Genomic DNA, 15,902 nt, shown 5'->3' on the forward strand with positions numbered 1-15,902 from the left:
GACCGGCAGGTTCAGCCGCGGGGCCCGTCCCGGCGGTCGATCTGCCCGACGAGTTCGCGCGCCAGGAGCTTGATGGTGTCCAGCCCCGCCCGGCCCCAGGGGCGCGGCACGGTGTCGACGGCGCAGACCGTACCGAGCGCTACACCCGTGCTGTCGATCAGCGGAGCTCCGAGGTAGGAGCGGATTCCCATGTCGTCGACGACCGGATTGCCCGCGAAGCGCGGGTAGTCGCAGACGTCCTCCAGCACAAGGGCCTTGCGCCGCACGAGGACATGCGGGCAGTAGCCGTGGTCTCTGGCGAGATGACGGATCCCGCGGCCGCTGCCCGCTGCGACCGCGCCGAGGCCGGACCCCTTCCGGGTGCCGGCCGGGGTGTGCAGCCCGGCGAAGAACTGCCGGTTCTCATCGATGAAGTTGACCATCGAGAACGGCGTCGCGGTCACTTCGGCCACCTTGTCGGCGAAGGCGTCGAAGCTGTCGAACGACGTGTCGGTGCGCTCTCCCAGCCCGAGTCTGCGCAGCCGCGCGCCCCTGGCGGGCCCGTCCCGGTCGACAGGTGTGAGCAGGGGCCGTTCCGTCCCGTAAGGGATCACGAACGGGCCCCGAAGCCGGAGAGCGGTGCCGGGGCGGTCGCGTTGATGAGGTGCTGGACCAGGGTGACGAGCGCCCCGGTGCCCGAACTGGCGATCCTGGCGTCGCAGAGCACGACCGGTACCTCGGGTCCGAGGTCGAGGGCGGCCCGCACCTCGTCGGATTCGTAGCGGTAGGCGCCGTCGAACTCGTTGACCGCGACGACGAATCCGATGCCCCGCCGCTCGAAGAAGTCGACGGCCGCGAAGCACTCCGCGAGCCGGCGTGTGTCGGCCAGCACGACAGCTCCCAGCGCACCCTTGGAGAGTTCGTCCCACATGAACCAGAACCGCTCCTGCCCGGGCGTGCCGAAGAGGTAGAGCACATGCTGGTCGGAAAGCGTGATCCGGCCGAAGTCCATGGCCACGGTGGTGGCCGTCTTGGACTCGATGCCCTCGAGGTTGTCGGTCCCCACGCTGACCTGGGTCAGCAACTCCTCGGTGCTCAGCGGCGCGATCTCGCTGACGGCGCCCACGAACGTGGTTTTGCCGACGCCGAATCCCCCCGCGACCAGGACCTTGAGGGCCACGGGAAAGTATTCGGAGCCTCGGGTGCTGTCAGAGCTGTCGTCGTAGACCATCGAGCACTGCCTCCAGCAGAGATCGGTCGGTGGGCATGTCATGGAATGCGGGGGCGTGCGCAGTGACCGCGCCGCAGTCGACCAGGTCGGACAGGAGCACCTTGGTGATGACAGCGGGCAACCGGAGATGCGCGGCGATCTCGGCCACGGAGGTCGGGCAGCCGCACAGCTCCAGCGCCACCGTGTGCTCGGGGCCGAGGTGTACCTGTGGCTCGCTCCCCGTCGCCATCACCAGCGACAGCAGATCGAGCACGGTGGTCGGCCGGGTGCGGCCGTTGCTCACGGTGTACGGGCGGATGAGCCGGCCGGCCGCGTCGTCGAGCAACGGCCCGTCCTGCGGGGCCGGCACTCTCACAGCCCCGTATTGAACGGTGCTCCGGCGGCTTGCCGGAGCGGGGTAGTCAGGTACGGGCGGACGCTCTTGACCAGCATGGCCATCTCGTAGCCGAGCACTGCTGCATCCGCCTCACGGCCGGACAGGACGGCGAGACAGGTACCGGATCCGGCGGTCGAGACGAACAGGAGCGTCGAGTCGAGCTCCACCACTACCTGCCGCACGTCGCCGTTGTCTCCGAACCGGGCGCCGGCGCTGCGGCCGAGGGAGTACAGACCCGCGGCCAGGGCCGCCATGTGGTCGGCGCTGTCGGCGTCCATGCCGTGGACGGATTTCACCAGGCCGTCGGCCGAGAGCAGGACCGCGCTGCGCGTGTACGGCACGCGCTGGACCAGCCCGCTCAGCAGCCAGTCGAGGTCCGAGACCTGACCGGACGGCATATCGCTCGTCATGGTGACTCCTTGAAGGTGTTCTCGGTTCGTGGATCCGATTCGGGCAGCCGGTGGCCCGGGAAGTCCTCCTCGGGCGGCTCCGCACCGGCCTGCGCCGCCGTGAGGCCGCGGACGGGCAACGGGGCCGGGGCGTGGGTCCGCTGCGCACCGACGGAGGGGAAGTGACCTGGCGTCGCCACGGGCCGGGCGTCCGGCATCGCACGCTGCGGAGAGCCGTCGGCGGGGTCGTAGGAGGGTGAGGGCTCCGGGTCCTCGGCCGACTGGGCCTCTGCGAGGTCGACCCCGCGCCGGAAGGCGGCCATCAGGCCCGGGTCGTGCAGGGCGTCCTCGTCCTCCGTACGGGGGACGGGGGCTTCCCTCAGTTGCGGAACCAGGTGCTCCTGGTTGCTGCGCCTGGGGAGCTGGGGACGGCCCGGGGCATCTGCGACGGCACCGGGGGCACTCGTGGCCGCCACCGCGCCGTCCAGGGGCGGGGCAGCCCGTCCGGTACGGGCATCGCTGTCCCGGAAGGAGCTCGCGCCGGGCGGGGACGCGGCAGGGTTCGGGCCGTCGACCCGCTCGGCACGGAGCGGCAGCGGGGGCCCCTCTCCCGTACGCCGTGTCTGCCTGGGAGGCTGGTCCAACCGGGGTGGTCCCTGAGCCGCCTGCGGAAGTGGGGTCGCGGCGGCCTGCGGCAGTGGGGGCGGGGCGGCCTGCGGCAGTGGGGGCTGGGCCGCCGCCGGAGGCAGGGGGGCCGCGTCCTGGGCGGGGGGCCGGTGGACGGCTCCGAGCGGCGGAACCGGCGCGGCGCCTGCCCGCGCCGCGGTCTCGTCGTCGATGCCCAGGAGTCCCTGCGGCAACACGAGTACCGCCTGCGTGCCGCCGTAGATGTTGCTCTGCAGCCGTACGGCGATTCCGTGTCTGCGTGCCAGGGACGCGACGACGAACAGCCCGATCCGGCCGTCCTGGAGCAGGTGGGCGACATTGACCTGGTCGGGGTCGGCGAGCAGTGCGTTCATCCGCTTCTGCTCGGGGCCCGGCATGCCCAGCCCACGGTCCTCGACCTCCAGGGCGAGTCCGGCGGTGACGCGCTGGGCGCGGAGCAGGACCTGGGTGTGCGGGGCGGAGAACACCGTGGCGTTCTCCACGAGTTCGGCCAGCAGGTGGATCACGTCGGCTACGGCGTGCCCACGCAGGGTGCCGTCGATCGGCGGCACCAGCTTGACCCGTGGGTACTGCTCGACCTCCGCGATCGCCGAGCGCAGTACCTCGGTCATGGTCACCGGGTTGCTCCACTGCCGCCGCGAAACGGCGCCGCCGAGCACCGCGAGGTTCTCGGCGTGCCTGCGGATCCGTGTGGCGAGGTGGTCGACGTGGAAGAGGCCCTTGAGAAGGTCGGGGTCCTCGACCTCGTGCTCCAGCTCGTCGAGGATCTGGATCTCGCGGTGCACGAGGGACTGCAACCGTCTGGCCAGGTTGACGAAGACCTCTACCTTCTGTTCGTCCCCGGTGCTGTTGAAGAGCTGGGACGCCTGGACGACGGCCGCGACGGCCCCCTCCTGCGAGCGGCCCAGTTCCTGGGCGAGCAGGTCGAAGGCGTCGGCATCGGGGGCAGCGGGCGTCGGGGTCCGCCGGGCGGGCACGGGTTCGCCGTTGCGGAGCTGCTCCACCAGCCGCTGCAGATCGGCGTCGCTCTGCGCGCTGGCGCGCCGGAGTGCGATGCAGCGGTCGAGGACCCCGGTGACGACGCGGTTCGCGCCGAGGAAGGCCGCCGCCACGGCGGCGACGGCCAGCGCCCCGGATCCGCCGAGAGCCGCCAGGAGACTGCCGGACGGGCGCACACCGGAGGACCGGACGGTGAAGATGACGGCCGCGGCCCCGCTCAGCACTGCGGCGACGGCCGGCAGGACGGCCGTCCGCAGCAGCTGTGGTCGCATTCGGGCGTCGGGGGCGGGCTGCGCGGCGCGCGGCCTGCTCGCGGCCGGGTGCGATCGGCTACCCGAACGGCCACCCGGACGGCCGTGCCGTCCGCCCTCGCGGCGTTCCGGTCGCGCGGTGGGTGCGCGAAGTTGAGACATCATCGTCCTCGGTACGTGGGGCACCAGGAATCGGCATTCGTGTGGTGACACCTACGGTGGTCGGTCAGGCCCGGGTCAACGGCTGGACAGGCCCGACCGATATGAGCCCACCGTTGATCACCGGCAACACACGGTAGTCGTGTATCGCCCATGCCTGCCGCGCAGTTGTCGAACTTGCCCACCTGGCGTCCCGCTCTGGTATGAGGGTTCGCATGGGCGGCCGAATATGTCCGGCGCCGTAACCGACCGGTCATGCCGCAGTCGAACTGACACGCCATGGAGGGAATGGCGCCCTAACCGTCCGCCTGCCACCCTTCGAATTCCGTGGGCCCTCAGGGGACGATCCGGCCGTGGGCCCGCCCCCCTTCGGCGTCCGAAGGCGCCGATGCTGTGACGGCAGGAAAGCCGAAGAGGACCGCCTTGCAAAAGGCGGTCCTCCGGGGTCGTGTTCGGTGGATCAGGTCAGTCCGGTCTTCTCGCTCGCGCAGCGAAGTGGACCGGTTCGAGGGAGAATCCGGCTTGCCCGTCGACGAATTCGGACACTCCGACCGCCACCTTCGAGCAGACGACCCAGCTCACGGCGTCCTCACTGCGCAGCGCGAGCGCCAGCAGCGGATTCGGTCGCGGCAGGAGGTAGCCCGTGGCCGCGATCTCCTCCAGAAGGGCGTCGTCGGCCGACTGCAGGCTGAGACCACGAAACGTGCGGCCGATGTTCATCCGCTCCACCGCCTCGAACCGGATACCGATCGGCTCCGCGTCCTGACCCTGGCCCGACAGGCTACGGATGAGCAGTTGGGAGTGCCCGATGCCGTAGAGCCACAGCTGGAATGTCAGCGGACTCGACCAGAGGACGTTCTTCCCGGAATCCTGTGCCTCACTCAAACGGGTTCCCCACCATTTTCCCTTGCGGTACCAGGTCACCCTGCTCCGTGCGCCGGACGATGGCGCGGACGACTGGCTGAGCTGGTACCTCTCCGACCGTGTCGTCCCCTGCATCTCGGGCGCCGGCTTGAGCGAACTGCCCGGTTCGGCATGCATGACGGGATCCTCGACCCCGTCGAGGAGGACGTGGAAGTTCGTCTTGCCGACCTTCAGGAACTTCATCACTTGCTCGTACCGCCAGGAACTGTCGTCCCATTCCTTGTTGGTGGTGGCCCCGCTCCATGGCGAAGATGTCCGGAGCCATTTCGTCACCGTCGACGGTCTGCTGGCCCAGCGCGCTTTCGTCGCAGTTGCGCACGAGGACGGAAGTCGTACCCGCGCCGCGTAGGAGGCGTGCCCACCGGCGATGGTGAGGTCGTGGGTGCGCTGCCGCTCGTCGAAGAAGCGCCGCCCCGTCAGCTGGACTCTGTCACCCGCGGGAATGAGCAGCTCCGAAGCTCGCTCTCAGCACGCCTCACGACATCGTCCGGGCCCGATGTCACCGCTCGCCGGCCAGGTCGACCGCACCCTGCTGCACGGGTGCGGTGCTGGTCTCTCCGATGACGCGCCACGGGTGCGCGACGGGGGCGGACACCGAGCGCCACCAGCGGTCCGCGGGAAGCTTCCCCGCCGGCTCGAAGGGTTCGCCGGGCCGTGGGAAGGCGACCGCCTGCCCCAGCTCCTCCGCGGCGTCCTTCGTCCACTCGGCGGGCTCGGACCACGGGTGCGGGGCGAGGTTGAAGGTGGCCCAGTGGATCGGCAGCAGGGTGCCTGCCGGCCCGCCGCCCTGGAGGTCCAGATGGGCCTGCACGGCCTCGGCGGGTGTCATGTGGATGTCCGGCCAGTACTCCGAGTAGGCACCGAGCTGGATCATGGTCGCGTCGAAGGGTCCGTGCTCGGCGCCGATGTCCCGGAAGCCGGAGAAATAGCCGGTGTCACCGCTGTGGTAGATCCGGTGCTCCGGTCCCGCGACGACCCACGACGCCCACAGCGTGTGCTGCTGGTTGCGCAGCCCGCGCCCGCAGAAGTGACGCGCGGGTGTGGCGGTCAGGCTGATCCCGGCGATCCGTACGGTCTCGTTCCAGTCGAGCTCGTGAATCCGGTCGAGGGGCACACCCCAGCGCTCCAGATGGGCGCCGACGCCGAGAGGGACCGCGAAGACCGTGTCGGTCCCGGCCAGGGTCCGGATGGTGGGCAGGTCGAGGTGGTCGTAGTGGTCGTGCGAGATCACCACGACGTCCACGGGGCCGAGCGCGGCGAGCGGGAGAGGCACGGGGTGCAGCCGCTTCGGCCCCGCGAAGGCGAACGGAGAACAGCGCTCGCCCCAGACCGGGTCGAAGAGCACGCGCCGCCCGTCGATCTCGGCGAGAACACTGGAGTGGCCCATCCAGGTCAGCCGCAGTCCCGTGGCCGGCGGCCCGGCCAGATCGGCGAGCGTGGTCGCGTGGACGGGCACGGTGCCGTTCGGTGACCTGCGGACCCGCTCCTCCTTGCGGAAGTAGACCTTGGCGAATTCGAGCATGGAACCCGACGGCCGGGTCCGTGCCCCCTCCGGGTTCTGGAAGACTCCGTCGGCGAAATTGGGCGAGCGCGTGATGCGCTCCATACGGGCTCCGGCCGGGTCCGCTCCGAAGGCGTCGGGCCGCAGCGAGCGGAGTCTCATGCGGAGCGAAGGCTGATTGTCGGCGCCGGTCACAACATCTCCTGAGGGAGTCGGTGTCGTCCCATTATCGTCGGGGGGTACGACGGGGCAAGAAAGAGGCGGTGAACGGAGCAACACCAACGGCATCGCCGCCGGACAAGGCAGCGTCAGGCACGCGGCTGCCCGTACGCATGCCCGATCCTCAGCGTCAGGACGACCCTGCGGTCCCGGACCATCGCCTGCCGGTAGTCGTCCCAGTCCGGGTGCTCGCCCCGGACGTCCCGGTAGAGCGTGATCAGCTGCTCCACGGTCGCGTCGTGCGGATCGGCGGCGAACGGGGTCAGCTCGGCGGTGGCGTCGACGACGGTCCACGCCCAGCGGTCCTCGCTGGTCACGTGGTAGCTCGCACGCGGATCCCGGCGGAGGTTCCGGGTCTTCGCACGGCCCTCGGTGATGGAGACCCGGATCACGCCCTCGTCGGGGTAGTAGGCGTGGTTCACATTGGACAGCTGGGGCCTGCCGTCCTGCTTGAGGGTGACCAGCACCCCGCCGTCGTGCTCGCCGACGAGTCGGAGCAGCGCTTCGCGCCCGGGTTCGATGTCCGTCATGCAGGCTCCAACGTCCGCATCCGCCCCAGGATTCCGCAATTCGGTGCCTGCGATCTCACATCCGGCGCCCCGCCGCGACGAGAGCATCGTGACAGCCCGGGTCGGATCCTCTTTGACAGGGTCGCCGCCGCGTCCCAATACTGAATGACCATTCAGTACGACCAACCTACGACCGACCGAGGAGCCGCCGGATGACACCCCACTCCCCCGCCCCGCTCATCTCCCTGACCTGGACGGATCACGTGACGGGCCGCAAGGGGTACCTGGTCGTCGACCGGCTGGTGCGCGGAGTCTCCAGCGGTGGGCTGCGGATGCGGAAGGGGTGCACCCTCGACGAGGTGGCAGGCCTCGCCCGTGGCATGACCATGAAGGAAGCGCTGCACTTCGACGCCGACGACGGACAGGCGCGCTACGTCCCCCTGGGCGGCGCCAAGGGCGGCATCGACTGCGATCCGCGCGAGCCCGAGGCGTACGGCGTGCTGGTCCGCTATATGCGGGCGCTGCGCCCCTACGTCGAGAGTGTCTGGACGACCGGCGAGGATCTCGGACTCACCCAGGACCTCGTGGACCGGGCCGCGGCCGAGGCAGGGCTCGTCTCCTCGGTCCAGGCGGTCTTCCCACTGCTCGACGACGAGGCTGCGGCCCGCAGGCGGCTGGCGGACGCGTTCGCCGTCACGGTGGACGGGATCGGGCTGGACGAGCTGGTGGGCGGGTGCGGGGTGGCCGAGTCCGCGCTCGCCGCGCTGGACCGTGCGGGCATGGCCCACCGCGATGCCCGGGTGTCCGTGCAGGGGCTCGGCACCATGGGCGGCGCGACGGCACGCTTCCTCTCCCGGGCCGGACTCAGGGTCGTGGCGGTCGCCGACGTCAAGGGCACGATCGCCAATCCGGCGGGCCTGGACGTCGAAGCCCTGCTGACCGCCCGGGACGCCTACGGGACGGTGAACCGGAGCGCCCTGCGGGAGGAGGACCACGAACTGCCTGCCGACGCCTGGCTGACCACCGACGCGGAGGTTCTGGTCCCGGCGGCCGTCTCGTACGCCGTGGACGGGGTGAACCAGGCCTCGATCCGGGCCCGTTGGGTGGTCGAGGCGGCGAACATGCCGGTACTGCCGGAGGCGGAGGCGCTGCTCGCCGCGCGCGGGATCACGGTCCTGCCCGACGTGGTCGTCAACTCCGGTACGAACGCCTGGTGGTGGTGGACCCTGTTCGGCGACATCGGGGCCGACGCGGAGGAGGCGTTCGCGCACACCCGCCGCTCGATGCGCGCCCTGATCGACCTGATGCTGGCCCGCGCCGAGGCCGACGGCTGCACCCCGCGCGAGGCCGCCCACGCGATCGTCGCGGACCGGCTCCCGGTCATGGCCGAGCGGTTCGGCTGGTACGCGCGGTTGGGGTTGTGAGGCGCGCCCCTCCGGGCCCGCCGTCGGCGGCCGCGGCGATTTGACACCATGGCAGCTACCCGCCACCTCCGACCCCTTCCACTTGCCAATATCCTGCCCCTCTCAGCTCACCGCCCCCTGAGAACACACGAGTTCACGAGGTGGCCGCCGGACCGGAAACCGGCTGAAGCCCATCCGCTCCCTTCAACCCCGCCCTCGGGGAGAGGGCCGGCTCCCCGCAGATCACCAGGACCGGCGACCAGCTGAATGTGGGCCTGCCCATGTTCTCCGACGCCGCAGGCCACCGCGGGGCGACAGCACCAGGCGCGGACAGCGGCAGCACCGTGCTCGCCGCCGACGACGGCACCGTCCTGGCGAGCAACTCGGCGCCCGGCCAAGCCGTCTTCGATCCGGACCGGCGCGACCGCTGGTACCGGCTCACCGTGGACGTCACCCGTACCTCGCCGGATCCGGTGACCTGGATGCTCGGTTCGCGGGTCACCAGCGAGTGGCGGTTCCGTCCCGGCCACGAGTCCAGGAAGACCGCGGCAGCCGCCCGGCTGCTCGATCCGGACTACCGGCTGTCGCTCACCGGGGTCAACGCCACCGAGGCCGACAAGCCCCTCGGCTGCACGGTCGGTCTCACCGCGCAAGGCAGCCGGAGCACGGTTCCGGTCGCCTCGTCGAAAGTCTGGTACGCCACTGACGGCACCGACGGGAAGCCGGCCGCGGCGTCCCGTGGAGCGGATGGCAGGCGGAAGGTGACCGTACCGGCCGTCGGCACCGCCAAGGTCGACCTCCGGACGACGGTGACGGACACGTGGGGTGCGTCCCTGACGGAGACACTGACCGACGCGTACCGCTCGGGCTGCGCCGACATCTGGAGCTGGCCGGCGCCGGCTGACCGCGCATCGGCCGCACTGCGGCCGCACTGCGGCCGCACTGCGAGAAAGGGGGACGTGCCCGTGCGGGGCCCGCCCCATCCCCGTCATGATCAGGGCGTTGGTTAGGGTGACGGTGTGGCAAGAGTGCGGCTGAGCGTGTCGGAGCGACGTGAGGACCTCCTGCGCGCTGCCGTGGAGCAGATCGAGGTCCGGGGCGTGTCCGCGGTGCGGATCGCCGATGTGGCGTCGGTCCTCGGAGTGAGCAACGCGCTCGTGCTGTACCACTTCTCGTCCAAGGAGAAGCTCGTGGCGGCCGCGTTCGCGTACGCGGCAGAAGCCGATCTCGCCCATCTGCGCGGGCTGCTGTCACGCCGCACCACCGCGGTCCGGCGCCTGCGGGCCGCGGTTCGCTGGTACGCGCCGACCGGTCAGGCCAAGGGCTGGCGCCTGTGGATCGAGGGCTGGGCCGCCTCCCTGCGCGATCCGGTGCTGCGCGAGGTGGCCGGCGATCTCGACCAGCAGTGGAAGGCGGAGCTGGCCGAGGTCATCGAGGAGGGCGCCGCAGCCGGCGAGTTCGACTGCGACGATCCGATGTCGGTGGCCTGGCGGCTGACCGCGCTCCTGGACGGGCTGGCCGTCCAGATGACGTCGTACGCGGGTCCGCTCTCCCGGACCACCATGCTGCGGTGGACCGAGGAGGCGCTCGCCCGTGAACTCGGCATCGACCACGAGCTCCTGACGGCCTGACCCCTCTCCTGACAGGCCGACCCCCTCTCCGGACCGGCTCCCGAGCCCGGTCGGGTCAGGTCTGGCGCAGCGGGGCGTAGTCGTCGCCGTCGAGCCCGAACGTCCAGGCGACGCCCTCCTTCGCGGTCCTGGTCCGGGGCGGCACCCGCAGCCAGTACGTGCGGTGGCTCCCGTCCGGTTCGGGCGTGGAGTTGACGACTTCGACCATCACGACGTTCTCGTCGCCCTCCAGCGCGATCTGCCAGAGGATGCCGGTCTCGTCGCGGTGCACGGGCTCGGCCCCCGACTCGGTGAGGTAGCGGTCGTAGCCGTAGTACTCGAGCATCACGCGCCGCAGTTCCGCGTTCTCCTCGCTCCGGATCCGATCGGGGGTCAGGGCGGCCAGTCCGTCCAGGAATTCGGCCGGCACCGGCATGCCGCGCCAGGCATGGAGTGCGAAGCCGTCGCGATAGGCGAGCGCCGGACCGTCGCCGCGGTCGAGCCGGCCCGCCTCGTCGCGGTGGAGCGCTACCGGCCGCTCGCTGATCACCACGGCACGCTCGTAGGGCCACCACCAGCCGGCGTGCCTCGCGACCTCCGCCAGTCCTGTCAGGCGCTCCCCCCGGCCGTCGAAGGCGGCGAGCCAGGCGGCGTCGTGCTGGCCGAGCACCGCGTCGAGCAGTACCAGGCGTACGGCGGACTCGTCCTCGGGCCGCGTGGCAAGGTCCGTGACGATCCCGGTCCGTATCCGCTCGGCCAACGCGGCCGTGGTCTCCCAGAGCTGAGCCCCGGTGGCGGACCACAGGGCGGACCAGCCGGCCGGGCCCAGCTCGTCGTACATCCGGCGCCGTTCGTCCGCCCAGGGGCGGGTGCGGACCTCTTCGCGCACCGAACGCCCCGCGTCCACGAGCTTCTCGACCGCCTCGACGGCCGCCCTGGGCGATGCCACCCAGATGATGTGCTCGGGTTCGGCAAGTCCCGCGCTGCGGTAGGCGAGCCGCACACCGTCCTCGGCGGCGCCGCGGTCCGCCCCGCCCGTCGCCGCTGCCACGGCCCGCCAAGAATTCACGTAACTCATCGGTCTTCCCCGTCCCCTGTCCCTGTTTCCCGGCTGTCCCATGTCACCCGTCACCCCCGTGCACCGCCGCGCGGCTCAGTCCGCGACGACTCGGACGGCACCCGGTGCGTACTCGCGCTGACGCACGACGCGGAACCAGCCCTTCGGCAGCGCGATCACGGCGTGCTCCTCGTGCACCACGCGTCCCCCGTCGGGGAGATGGAGCAGCATCGGGCCGAAGGGTCCCGCCTCCCGGATGAGCCGGCCGGGTCCCTGCACCGCGTGCGCGTGACCGGTGACTTCACCCAGCGCGAGGACCAGCCGCCCCCGCCCGTCGCGCAGTTCACCCGGTGCGTCGACGAAGCGTGCGGGCACCGCGGACTCGTCCAGTGCCACGATCAGTACATCGCCCTGCCGGTACACAGAAGTCTCCCCTCCGTGACGGCACCCGCTGTGCCGGCCACGGTGAAAACGCTACGGCGGGGGTCTGACATTGATACTCGTAGCGGGTTCCGGTGATGGCTCAGGGTTTGACTGACGTCCTGCTGGGCCGTCCTGCGACTGTTCTGTCCGACCGCCGTTTCCATGGCTCCGGCCGGAAACGGGCCGATGCAAGCCGCCACACGCCCCCATCCTGCGTAGGCAACACCTACCGTCCCAGCCCTCACACCCCAGACTGCGCCCACATGGCAGCCGAACGCCTCCGCCAGGACAAACGGTCTGTGAGCTTGCCGTTCAACGTCCGGCGGCCGGCACCAGCAGCCTGGGAATCCGTGCAACCGTCACTGTGGCTCGGCAGCGAGCGTCAGGTCATGGATGATGAAGTGGAGTTGCACGTCGTCCATCGACTCCGCCCACAGTCCCTCGGCGTCGAGCACGGAGGCCGCGACCATCCGAGCCTCAGCAACGAGTTCGGGGTCGTACGTGAAGCCTGGCCAGGGAAGGACGGGGTAGTCGTTCTCCTCGCCGAACTGCCGCACCCTCTCCATGTCGCCCAGAGCGGCGTGCGGGAGTGACTCGTTCGCCCAGGACCACAGCCAGGTCTCCTGTGCAAGGCTGACGCTGCCGATCACTGTGAGTCGGCCTGTGAGGAACACCTTGCCGTCGCGCGACCACGTGATCTGGGCGTCGTCCATCGACCAGTCGTATTGCACGTCTCCTGACAGGCCGAAGCGCTCGACCATGAGTGCCTGTCGCGAGCGCGCACGCTCCCGAGCCGCGAGCACGACCGCCTCCCAGCCGGAGTGGTCATGCTTCGAGCGGTCGTCCACGTTGTCTCCTCGTGCAGAACTGTCGGCAAGATCCTGCCACCCCGGCCTGTGGTCAGGATGACCGGGCCTGGGCTTGCCGGTGTCCGGATGGACCACATGTCTCTCATCCTGTCCGTCGGGGCTCGGTTCCCTTCTGGTGATGCGCGGGCGGGCGTATGCCTCAGAGGAGCTTCAGTCGACTGCCGCCCGAGAGCGCGGCGGGCCCGCTCGCGCCGCTGTCAGTGGGGCTTGATACACCTTGGCGGACATCAACCGTCCGTCCTCAGTTTCAGGAGCTCAGCACCATGTCCCAGGTGAGCTATCTGCCCGAACTGCTCGGCCTACCGGCCGTCGATTTCCAGCACGAGAACGACGCCGCCGTGCTGCCGGCGGCCGATGAGGCGGCCTGGCGCATCAGCGTCAACCCGTTCGACCCGGACGAGACCCACACCTGGGAGCAGGAGTTCACGGCGTTCCTCGACGCCGTCGATCCGGCCGGGGTCAAGGCACTGATCATCGGACAGTGGGGCGAGACGTACGAGGAGGACTCCTCCTACCCCGTCGGACTCGTCGTCGCCGCGGCCGACCGGCTGACGTCGCTCGAAGCCGTCTTCGTCGGTGACCTGGAGATGGAGGACGCCGAGATCTCCTGGATCGAGCAGTCGGACGTCACCGCTCTCCTCACGGCCTTTCCCGCCCTGACCGGGCTGGGTGTGCGCGGTGGCACCGGCCTGGTGTTCCCGCCGGTCAAGCACGAGTGCCTGCGGGCGCTCACCATCGAGACTGGCGGCCTGCCCGCGGATGCGCTCCGCGGTGTGCTGGACAGCGAACTGCCCGCGCTGGAGCGCCTCGACCTGTGGCTGGGTGTCTCCGCGTACGGGGGTGACGCGGACGTGGCGGATCTGGCGCCGCTGCTCACCGGCACCCGTTTCCCCCGGATGCACCACCTCGGCCTGCGCAACAGCGAGCTGCAGAACGAGATCGCGGCCGCGGTCGCCTCGGCCCCGGTCGTGGCCCGGCTGCGCACGCTCGACCTGTCCTGCGGCACACTCGGGGACGAGGGCGCGGCCGCGCTGCTCGAAGGGCAGCCGCTCACCCATCTCACCGCCCTCGATCTGCACCATCACTTCCTGACGGAGCCGATGGAGCGCCGCGTCGCCGAAGCCCTCGAACCGCACGGTGTGCGGGTCGATCTGACGGAGCGCAACGAGCCGTGGGGCGACCGGGGCGCCGCGGGCCGCTATACCGCGGTCGCGGAGTGATGGCGCGATGAGCGATATCGAGCACCCCGACGCCTTCCACGGCCTCCCCGTCCTCACCCTGCCCCGTCCCGACGAGCCGCGTGCGGAGGTGCTGCCGCCGGCGGACTCCGTGGCCTGGCGGCTGGACTGCGGCTGGGAGGGACTGACGTTCCCGGAGCTCTGGAAGCACTTCCTCGACACGGTGGACACGTCCCGGATCCGGGCGCTGGTCATCGGCCCCTGGTGGCCGGACGAATACATCTCCCTCGCCCCGGTGGTGGAGCGGATCACCGCGGACGCGGGTCGTTTCACGGCCCTGCGCGCGGTGTTCCTCGCCGATGTCGTCGGCGAGGAGTGCGAGGTGTCCTGGCTGGAGATGTCCGACATCACGCCGCTGATCGATGCTTTCCCCCTCCTGGAGGAGCTGACCGTCCGCGGCGGTGGCGATTCCGTCCCCGAGCAGGAGAAGCTGCGGCTGCGGCCGGTTCGGCACCAGGCCCTCAAGTCGCTGAGGTTCGAGTCGGGCGGCCTGCCCGGCCACGTCGTGCGAGCGGTCGGCGCCTCCGAACTGCCCGCCCTGGAGCGGCTGGAGTTCTGGTTCGGCGCCGCCTGGTACGGCGGCGACGCCACGGTCGAGGACATGCGGCCCGTGCTGTCCGGCGGCGCGTACCCCCGGTTGCGCCATCTGGGCCTGCAGAACAGCGAGATCCAGGACGAGATCGCCGCGGCGGTCGCCTCCGCTCCGGTCGTCGCCCAGCTGGAGTCGCTCTCGCTCGCGATGGGCACCCTCAGTGACGTGGGAGCGCAGGCCCTCCTCGACGGTCAGCCGCTGACCCATCTGTCCTCGATCGACCTGCACCACCACTACCTCACCGAGCCGATGGTCTCCCGCATCCGCGAACTGTGCGCCCGCTCCGGCGTCCAGGTCCATCTCGACGAGGCGGAGGAATGGGATCCGGAGGACGAGGACGAGCCCCGCTATGTCGCGGTCAGTGAATAGCGTGCCGCCGCGCCTCGCGGTCGTCGGCAATCCGGGCAACCGCAGGGTCGGCCTCTTCCAGGACGCCGTGCGCGCCGCCGGACTGCCCCGAGCGCGCACGGTGTCCTGGCTGGAGGTGCTGGGGAAGGATGCGGTCTTCCTGCCCGGCGAGACCGTGCGCATCGATTCGCCCGGTGAGGACACCGAGGTCGAGCGGTTGCTGCGTGGGGTCGACGACCCGACGAGGGTCGAGGGTTCGGCCCGCTGGTACGCCGGGTTCACCTCCGCCGTACGGGACGTGGCCCGCGCGGCGACAGGGGCGGGCGCCGTTCTGCTGGACGATCCCGAGGACATCGCGGTGATGTTCGACAAGCGCCTCTGTCACGGTGTGCTGGAGGCTGCCGGGGTGCCGGTGCCGGATTCGCCGACGTCCGGGCACGCGGCACCTGCCGTGCGCGGCTGGGCGGATGTACGTGACCTGATGGCCGGGCACCGTATGCCGCGCGTCTTCGTGAAGCCCGCGCACGGGTCCTCCGCGTCGGGGGTACTGGCCCTGGAGACGGCGGGCCCCGGCCGGGTGCGGGCGACGACCTCCGTCGAGCGGGACGAGGAGGGACGGCTCTTCAACTCGCTGCGGGTGCGGCGTTTCACGACGGAGCGCGAGGTGGCGGCGATCATCGACACGCTCGCGCCCGACGGGCTGCACATCGAGCGCTGGCTGCCCAAGGCGTCTTTGCGGGGGCGGGTGGCCGATCTCCGGGTCGTGGTCGTGGCCGGCCGGGCGACGCACGCCGTCGTACGGACCAGCCGCTCCCCGATGACCAATCTGCATCTGGGCGGCGCACGCGGCGATCTCGACGAGGCGCGGGCCGCGACGGAAGCGGCCGGCGCCGACTGGGGCGAGGCCCTCGCGGTGTGCGAGCGCGCCGCAGCCTGCTTCCCGGACACGCTGTGCGTGGGCGTCGATCTGCTGCCCGCCACCGGCTGGCGGCGCTTCGCCGTCGGCGAGGTCAACGCCTTCGGGGATCTCCTGCCACGCCTCACCGGTCTGCCGGGAAGCGGCGCCGAAGGCCTGGACACCTATGCGGCGCAGGTCGCCGCCGTACTGGACCGAGCAAGGAACGACCGTGCCCTCACCACCCCCTGAACCCGCCTTCGC

17 protein-coding genes are annotated in these 15,902 nt (G+C 70.9%); 6 read left to right on the plus strand and 11 right to left on the minus strand.

Annotation, left to right across the window (positions count from 1 at the left end; all coding sequences use genetic code 11):
• Positions 1–11: 11 nt before the first annotated feature.
• The 8 genes from OG844_RS14180 to OG844_RS14215 form a co-directional block, all read right to left on the minus strand.
• On the minus strand, positions 12–593 hold the full coding sequence (locus OG844_RS14180) for a GAF domain-containing protein (protein ID WP_406390389.1): 582 nt from the start codon (positions 591–593) through the stop codon (positions 12–14).
• The gene (locus OG844_RS14185) at positions 590–1,210 is read right to left on the minus strand and encodes a GTP-binding protein (RefSeq protein WP_406390391.1); all 621 of its coding nucleotides are present in this window, start codon (positions 1,208–1,210) and stop codon (positions 590–592) included. The genes OG844_RS14180 and OG844_RS14185 overlap by 4 nt, the downstream gene beginning before the upstream one ends.
• Positions 1,188–1,559 (minus strand): DUF742 domain-containing protein, encoded by a 372-nt coding sequence (locus OG844_RS14190; protein ID WP_406396125.1) that lies wholly within the window; start codon positions 1,557–1,559, stop codon positions 1,188–1,190. Before OG844_RS14190 ends, OG844_RS14185 begins: the two co-directional genes overlap by 23 nt.
• Positions 1,560–1,561: 2 nt before the next feature.
• Positions 1,562–1,996, minus strand: coding sequence for a roadblock/LC7 domain-containing protein (locus OG844_RS14195; RefSeq protein WP_406390392.1), 435 nt, complete (start codon positions 1,994–1,996; stop codon positions 1,562–1,564).
• Complete coding sequence (locus OG844_RS14200; RefSeq protein ID WP_406390394.1) at positions 1,993–4,053, minus strand: ATP-binding protein; 2,061 nt, start codon at positions 4,051–4,053, stop codon at positions 1,993–1,995. The genes OG844_RS14195 and OG844_RS14200 overlap by 4 nt, the downstream gene beginning before the upstream one ends.
• Before the next feature lie 462 nt (positions 4,054–4,515).
• Complete coding sequence (locus OG844_RS14205; RefSeq protein ID WP_406390395.1) at positions 4,516–5,247, minus strand: hypothetical protein; 732 nt, start codon at positions 5,245–5,247, stop codon at positions 4,516–4,518.
• A gap of 226 nt (positions 5,248–5,473) precedes the next feature.
• Positions 5,474–6,670 (minus strand): MBL fold metallo-hydrolase, encoded by a 1,197-nt coding sequence (locus tag OG844_RS14210; protein ID WP_406390397.1) that lies wholly within the window; start codon positions 6,668–6,670, stop codon positions 5,474–5,476.
• Between the two features lie 113 nt (positions 6,671–6,783).
• Entirely contained in the window at positions 6,784–7,224 is a 441-nt protein-coding gene (locus OG844_RS14215; RefSeq protein ID WP_406390399.1) for a PPOX class F420-dependent oxidoreductase, read from the minus strand.
• A 191-nt stretch (positions 7,225–7,415) separates the two neighbouring features.
• Between OG844_RS14215 and OG844_RS14220 the strand changes: the two genes are divergently transcribed.
• The 3 genes from OG844_RS14220 to OG844_RS14230 all read left to right on the plus strand — a co-directional run bounded on the left by OG844_RS14220 (position 7,416) and on the right by OG844_RS14230 (position 10,237).
• Positions 7,416–8,627, plus strand: a complete 1,212-nt coding sequence (locus OG844_RS14220; protein WP_406390401.1) for a Glu/Leu/Phe/Val dehydrogenase dimerization domain-containing protein — start codon at positions 7,416–7,418, stop codon at positions 8,625–8,627.
• A 260-nt stretch (positions 8,628–8,887) separates the two neighbouring features.
• Positions 8,888–9,616, plus strand: coding sequence for a hypothetical protein (locus OG844_RS14225; RefSeq protein ID WP_406390403.1), 729 nt, complete (start codon positions 8,888–8,890; stop codon positions 9,614–9,616).
• Between the two features lie 30 nt (positions 9,617–9,646).
• Entirely contained in the window at positions 9,647–10,237 is a 591-nt protein-coding gene (locus OG844_RS14230) for a TetR/AcrR family transcriptional regulator (protein ID WP_406390405.1), read from the plus strand.
• Between the two features lie 55 nt (positions 10,238–10,292).
• Here OG844_RS14230 and OG844_RS14235 read toward each other — a convergent pair whose 3' ends face one another.
• From OG844_RS14235 to OG844_RS14245, 3 genes are all read right to left on the minus strand, one after another.
• Entirely contained in the window at positions 10,293–11,294 is a 1,002-nt protein-coding gene (locus OG844_RS14235) for a DUF6745 domain-containing protein (protein ID WP_406390407.1), read from the minus strand.
• A gap of 75 nt (positions 11,295–11,369) precedes the next feature.
• On the minus strand, positions 11,370–11,696 hold the full coding sequence (locus tag OG844_RS14240) for a hypothetical protein (protein ID WP_329205288.1): 327 nt from the start codon (positions 11,694–11,696) through the stop codon (positions 11,370–11,372).
• A 359-nt stretch (positions 11,697–12,055) separates the two neighbouring features.
• Positions 12,056–12,544 carry a DUF6882 domain-containing protein gene (locus OG844_RS14245; protein WP_406390409.1) on the minus strand — a complete coding sequence of 163 codons (489 nt, stop codon included), beginning with the start codon at positions 12,542–12,544 and terminating at the stop codon, positions 12,056–12,058.
• Positions 12,545–12,828: 284 nt separating this feature from the next.
• On the opposite strand from OG844_RS14245, the gene OG844_RS14250 reads away from it, so the two are divergent.
• The 3 genes from OG844_RS14250 to OG844_RS14260 are packed head-to-tail and all read left to right on the plus strand — an operon-like array spanning position 12,829 to position 15,890.
• Positions 12,829–13,785: an STM4015 family protein gene (locus OG844_RS14250; protein WP_406390410.1), complete on the plus strand. Its 957-nt coding sequence runs from the start codon at positions 12,829–12,831 to the stop codon at positions 13,783–13,785.
• Positions 13,786–13,792: 7 nt separating this feature from the next.
• Complete coding sequence (locus OG844_RS14255; protein WP_406390412.1) at positions 13,793–14,764, plus strand: STM4015 family protein; 972 nt, start codon at positions 13,793–13,795, stop codon at positions 14,762–14,764.
• The gene (locus OG844_RS14260) at positions 14,745–15,890 is read left to right on the plus strand and encodes an STM4014 family protein (protein WP_406390414.1); all 1,146 of its coding nucleotides are present in this window, start codon (positions 14,745–14,747) and stop codon (positions 15,888–15,890) included. The genes OG844_RS14255 and OG844_RS14260 overlap by 20 nt, the downstream gene beginning before the upstream one ends.
• The last annotated feature ends 12 nt before the right edge of the window (positions 15,891–15,902 follow it).

It is taken from the genome of Streptomyces sp. NBC_00887, from assembly GCF_045207585.1.

What these genes read in the sequence shown, in the direction of transcription:
- OG844_RS14185 (WP_406390391.1), bottom strand. Translation starts at nt 1,210, where the DNA reads ATGGTCTACGACGACAGCTCTGACAGCACCCGAGGCTCCGAATACTTT.
- OG844_RS14195 (WP_406390392.1), bottom strand. Translation starts at nt 1,996, where the DNA reads ATGACGAGCGATATGCCGTCCGGTCAGGTCTCGGACCTCGACTGGCTG.
- OG844_RS14200 (WP_406390394.1), bottom strand. Translation starts at nt 4,053, where the DNA reads ATGTCTCAACTTCGCGCACCCACCGCGCGACCGGAACGCCGCGAGGGC.
- OG844_RS14215 (WP_406390399.1), bottom strand. Translation starts at nt 7,224, where the DNA reads ATGACGGACATCGAACCCGGGCGCGAAGCGCTGCTCCGACTCGTCGGC.
- OG844_RS14220 (WP_406390401.1), top strand. Translation starts at nt 7,416, where the DNA reads ATGACACCCCACTCCCCCGCCCCGCTCATCTCCCTGACCTGGACGGAT.
- OG844_RS14225 (WP_406390403.1), top strand. Translation starts at nt 8,888, where the DNA reads ATGTTCTCCGACGCCGCAGGCCACCGCGGGGCGACAGCACCAGGCGCG.
- OG844_RS14235 (WP_406390407.1), bottom strand. Translation starts at nt 11,294, where the DNA reads ATGAGTTACGTGAATTCTTGGCGGGCCGTGGCAGCGGCGACGGGCGGG.
- OG844_RS14250 (WP_406390410.1), top strand. Translation starts at nt 12,829, where the DNA reads ATGTCCCAGGTGAGCTATCTGCCCGAACTGCTCGGCCTACCGGCCGTC.
- OG844_RS14255 (WP_406390412.1), top strand. Translation starts at nt 13,793, where the DNA reads ATGAGCGATATCGAGCACCCCGACGCCTTCCACGGCCTCCCCGTCCTC.
- OG844_RS14260 (WP_406390414.1), top strand. Translation starts at nt 14,745, where the DNA reads ATGTCGCGGTCAGTGAATAGCGTGCCGCCGCGCCTCGCGGTCGTCGGC.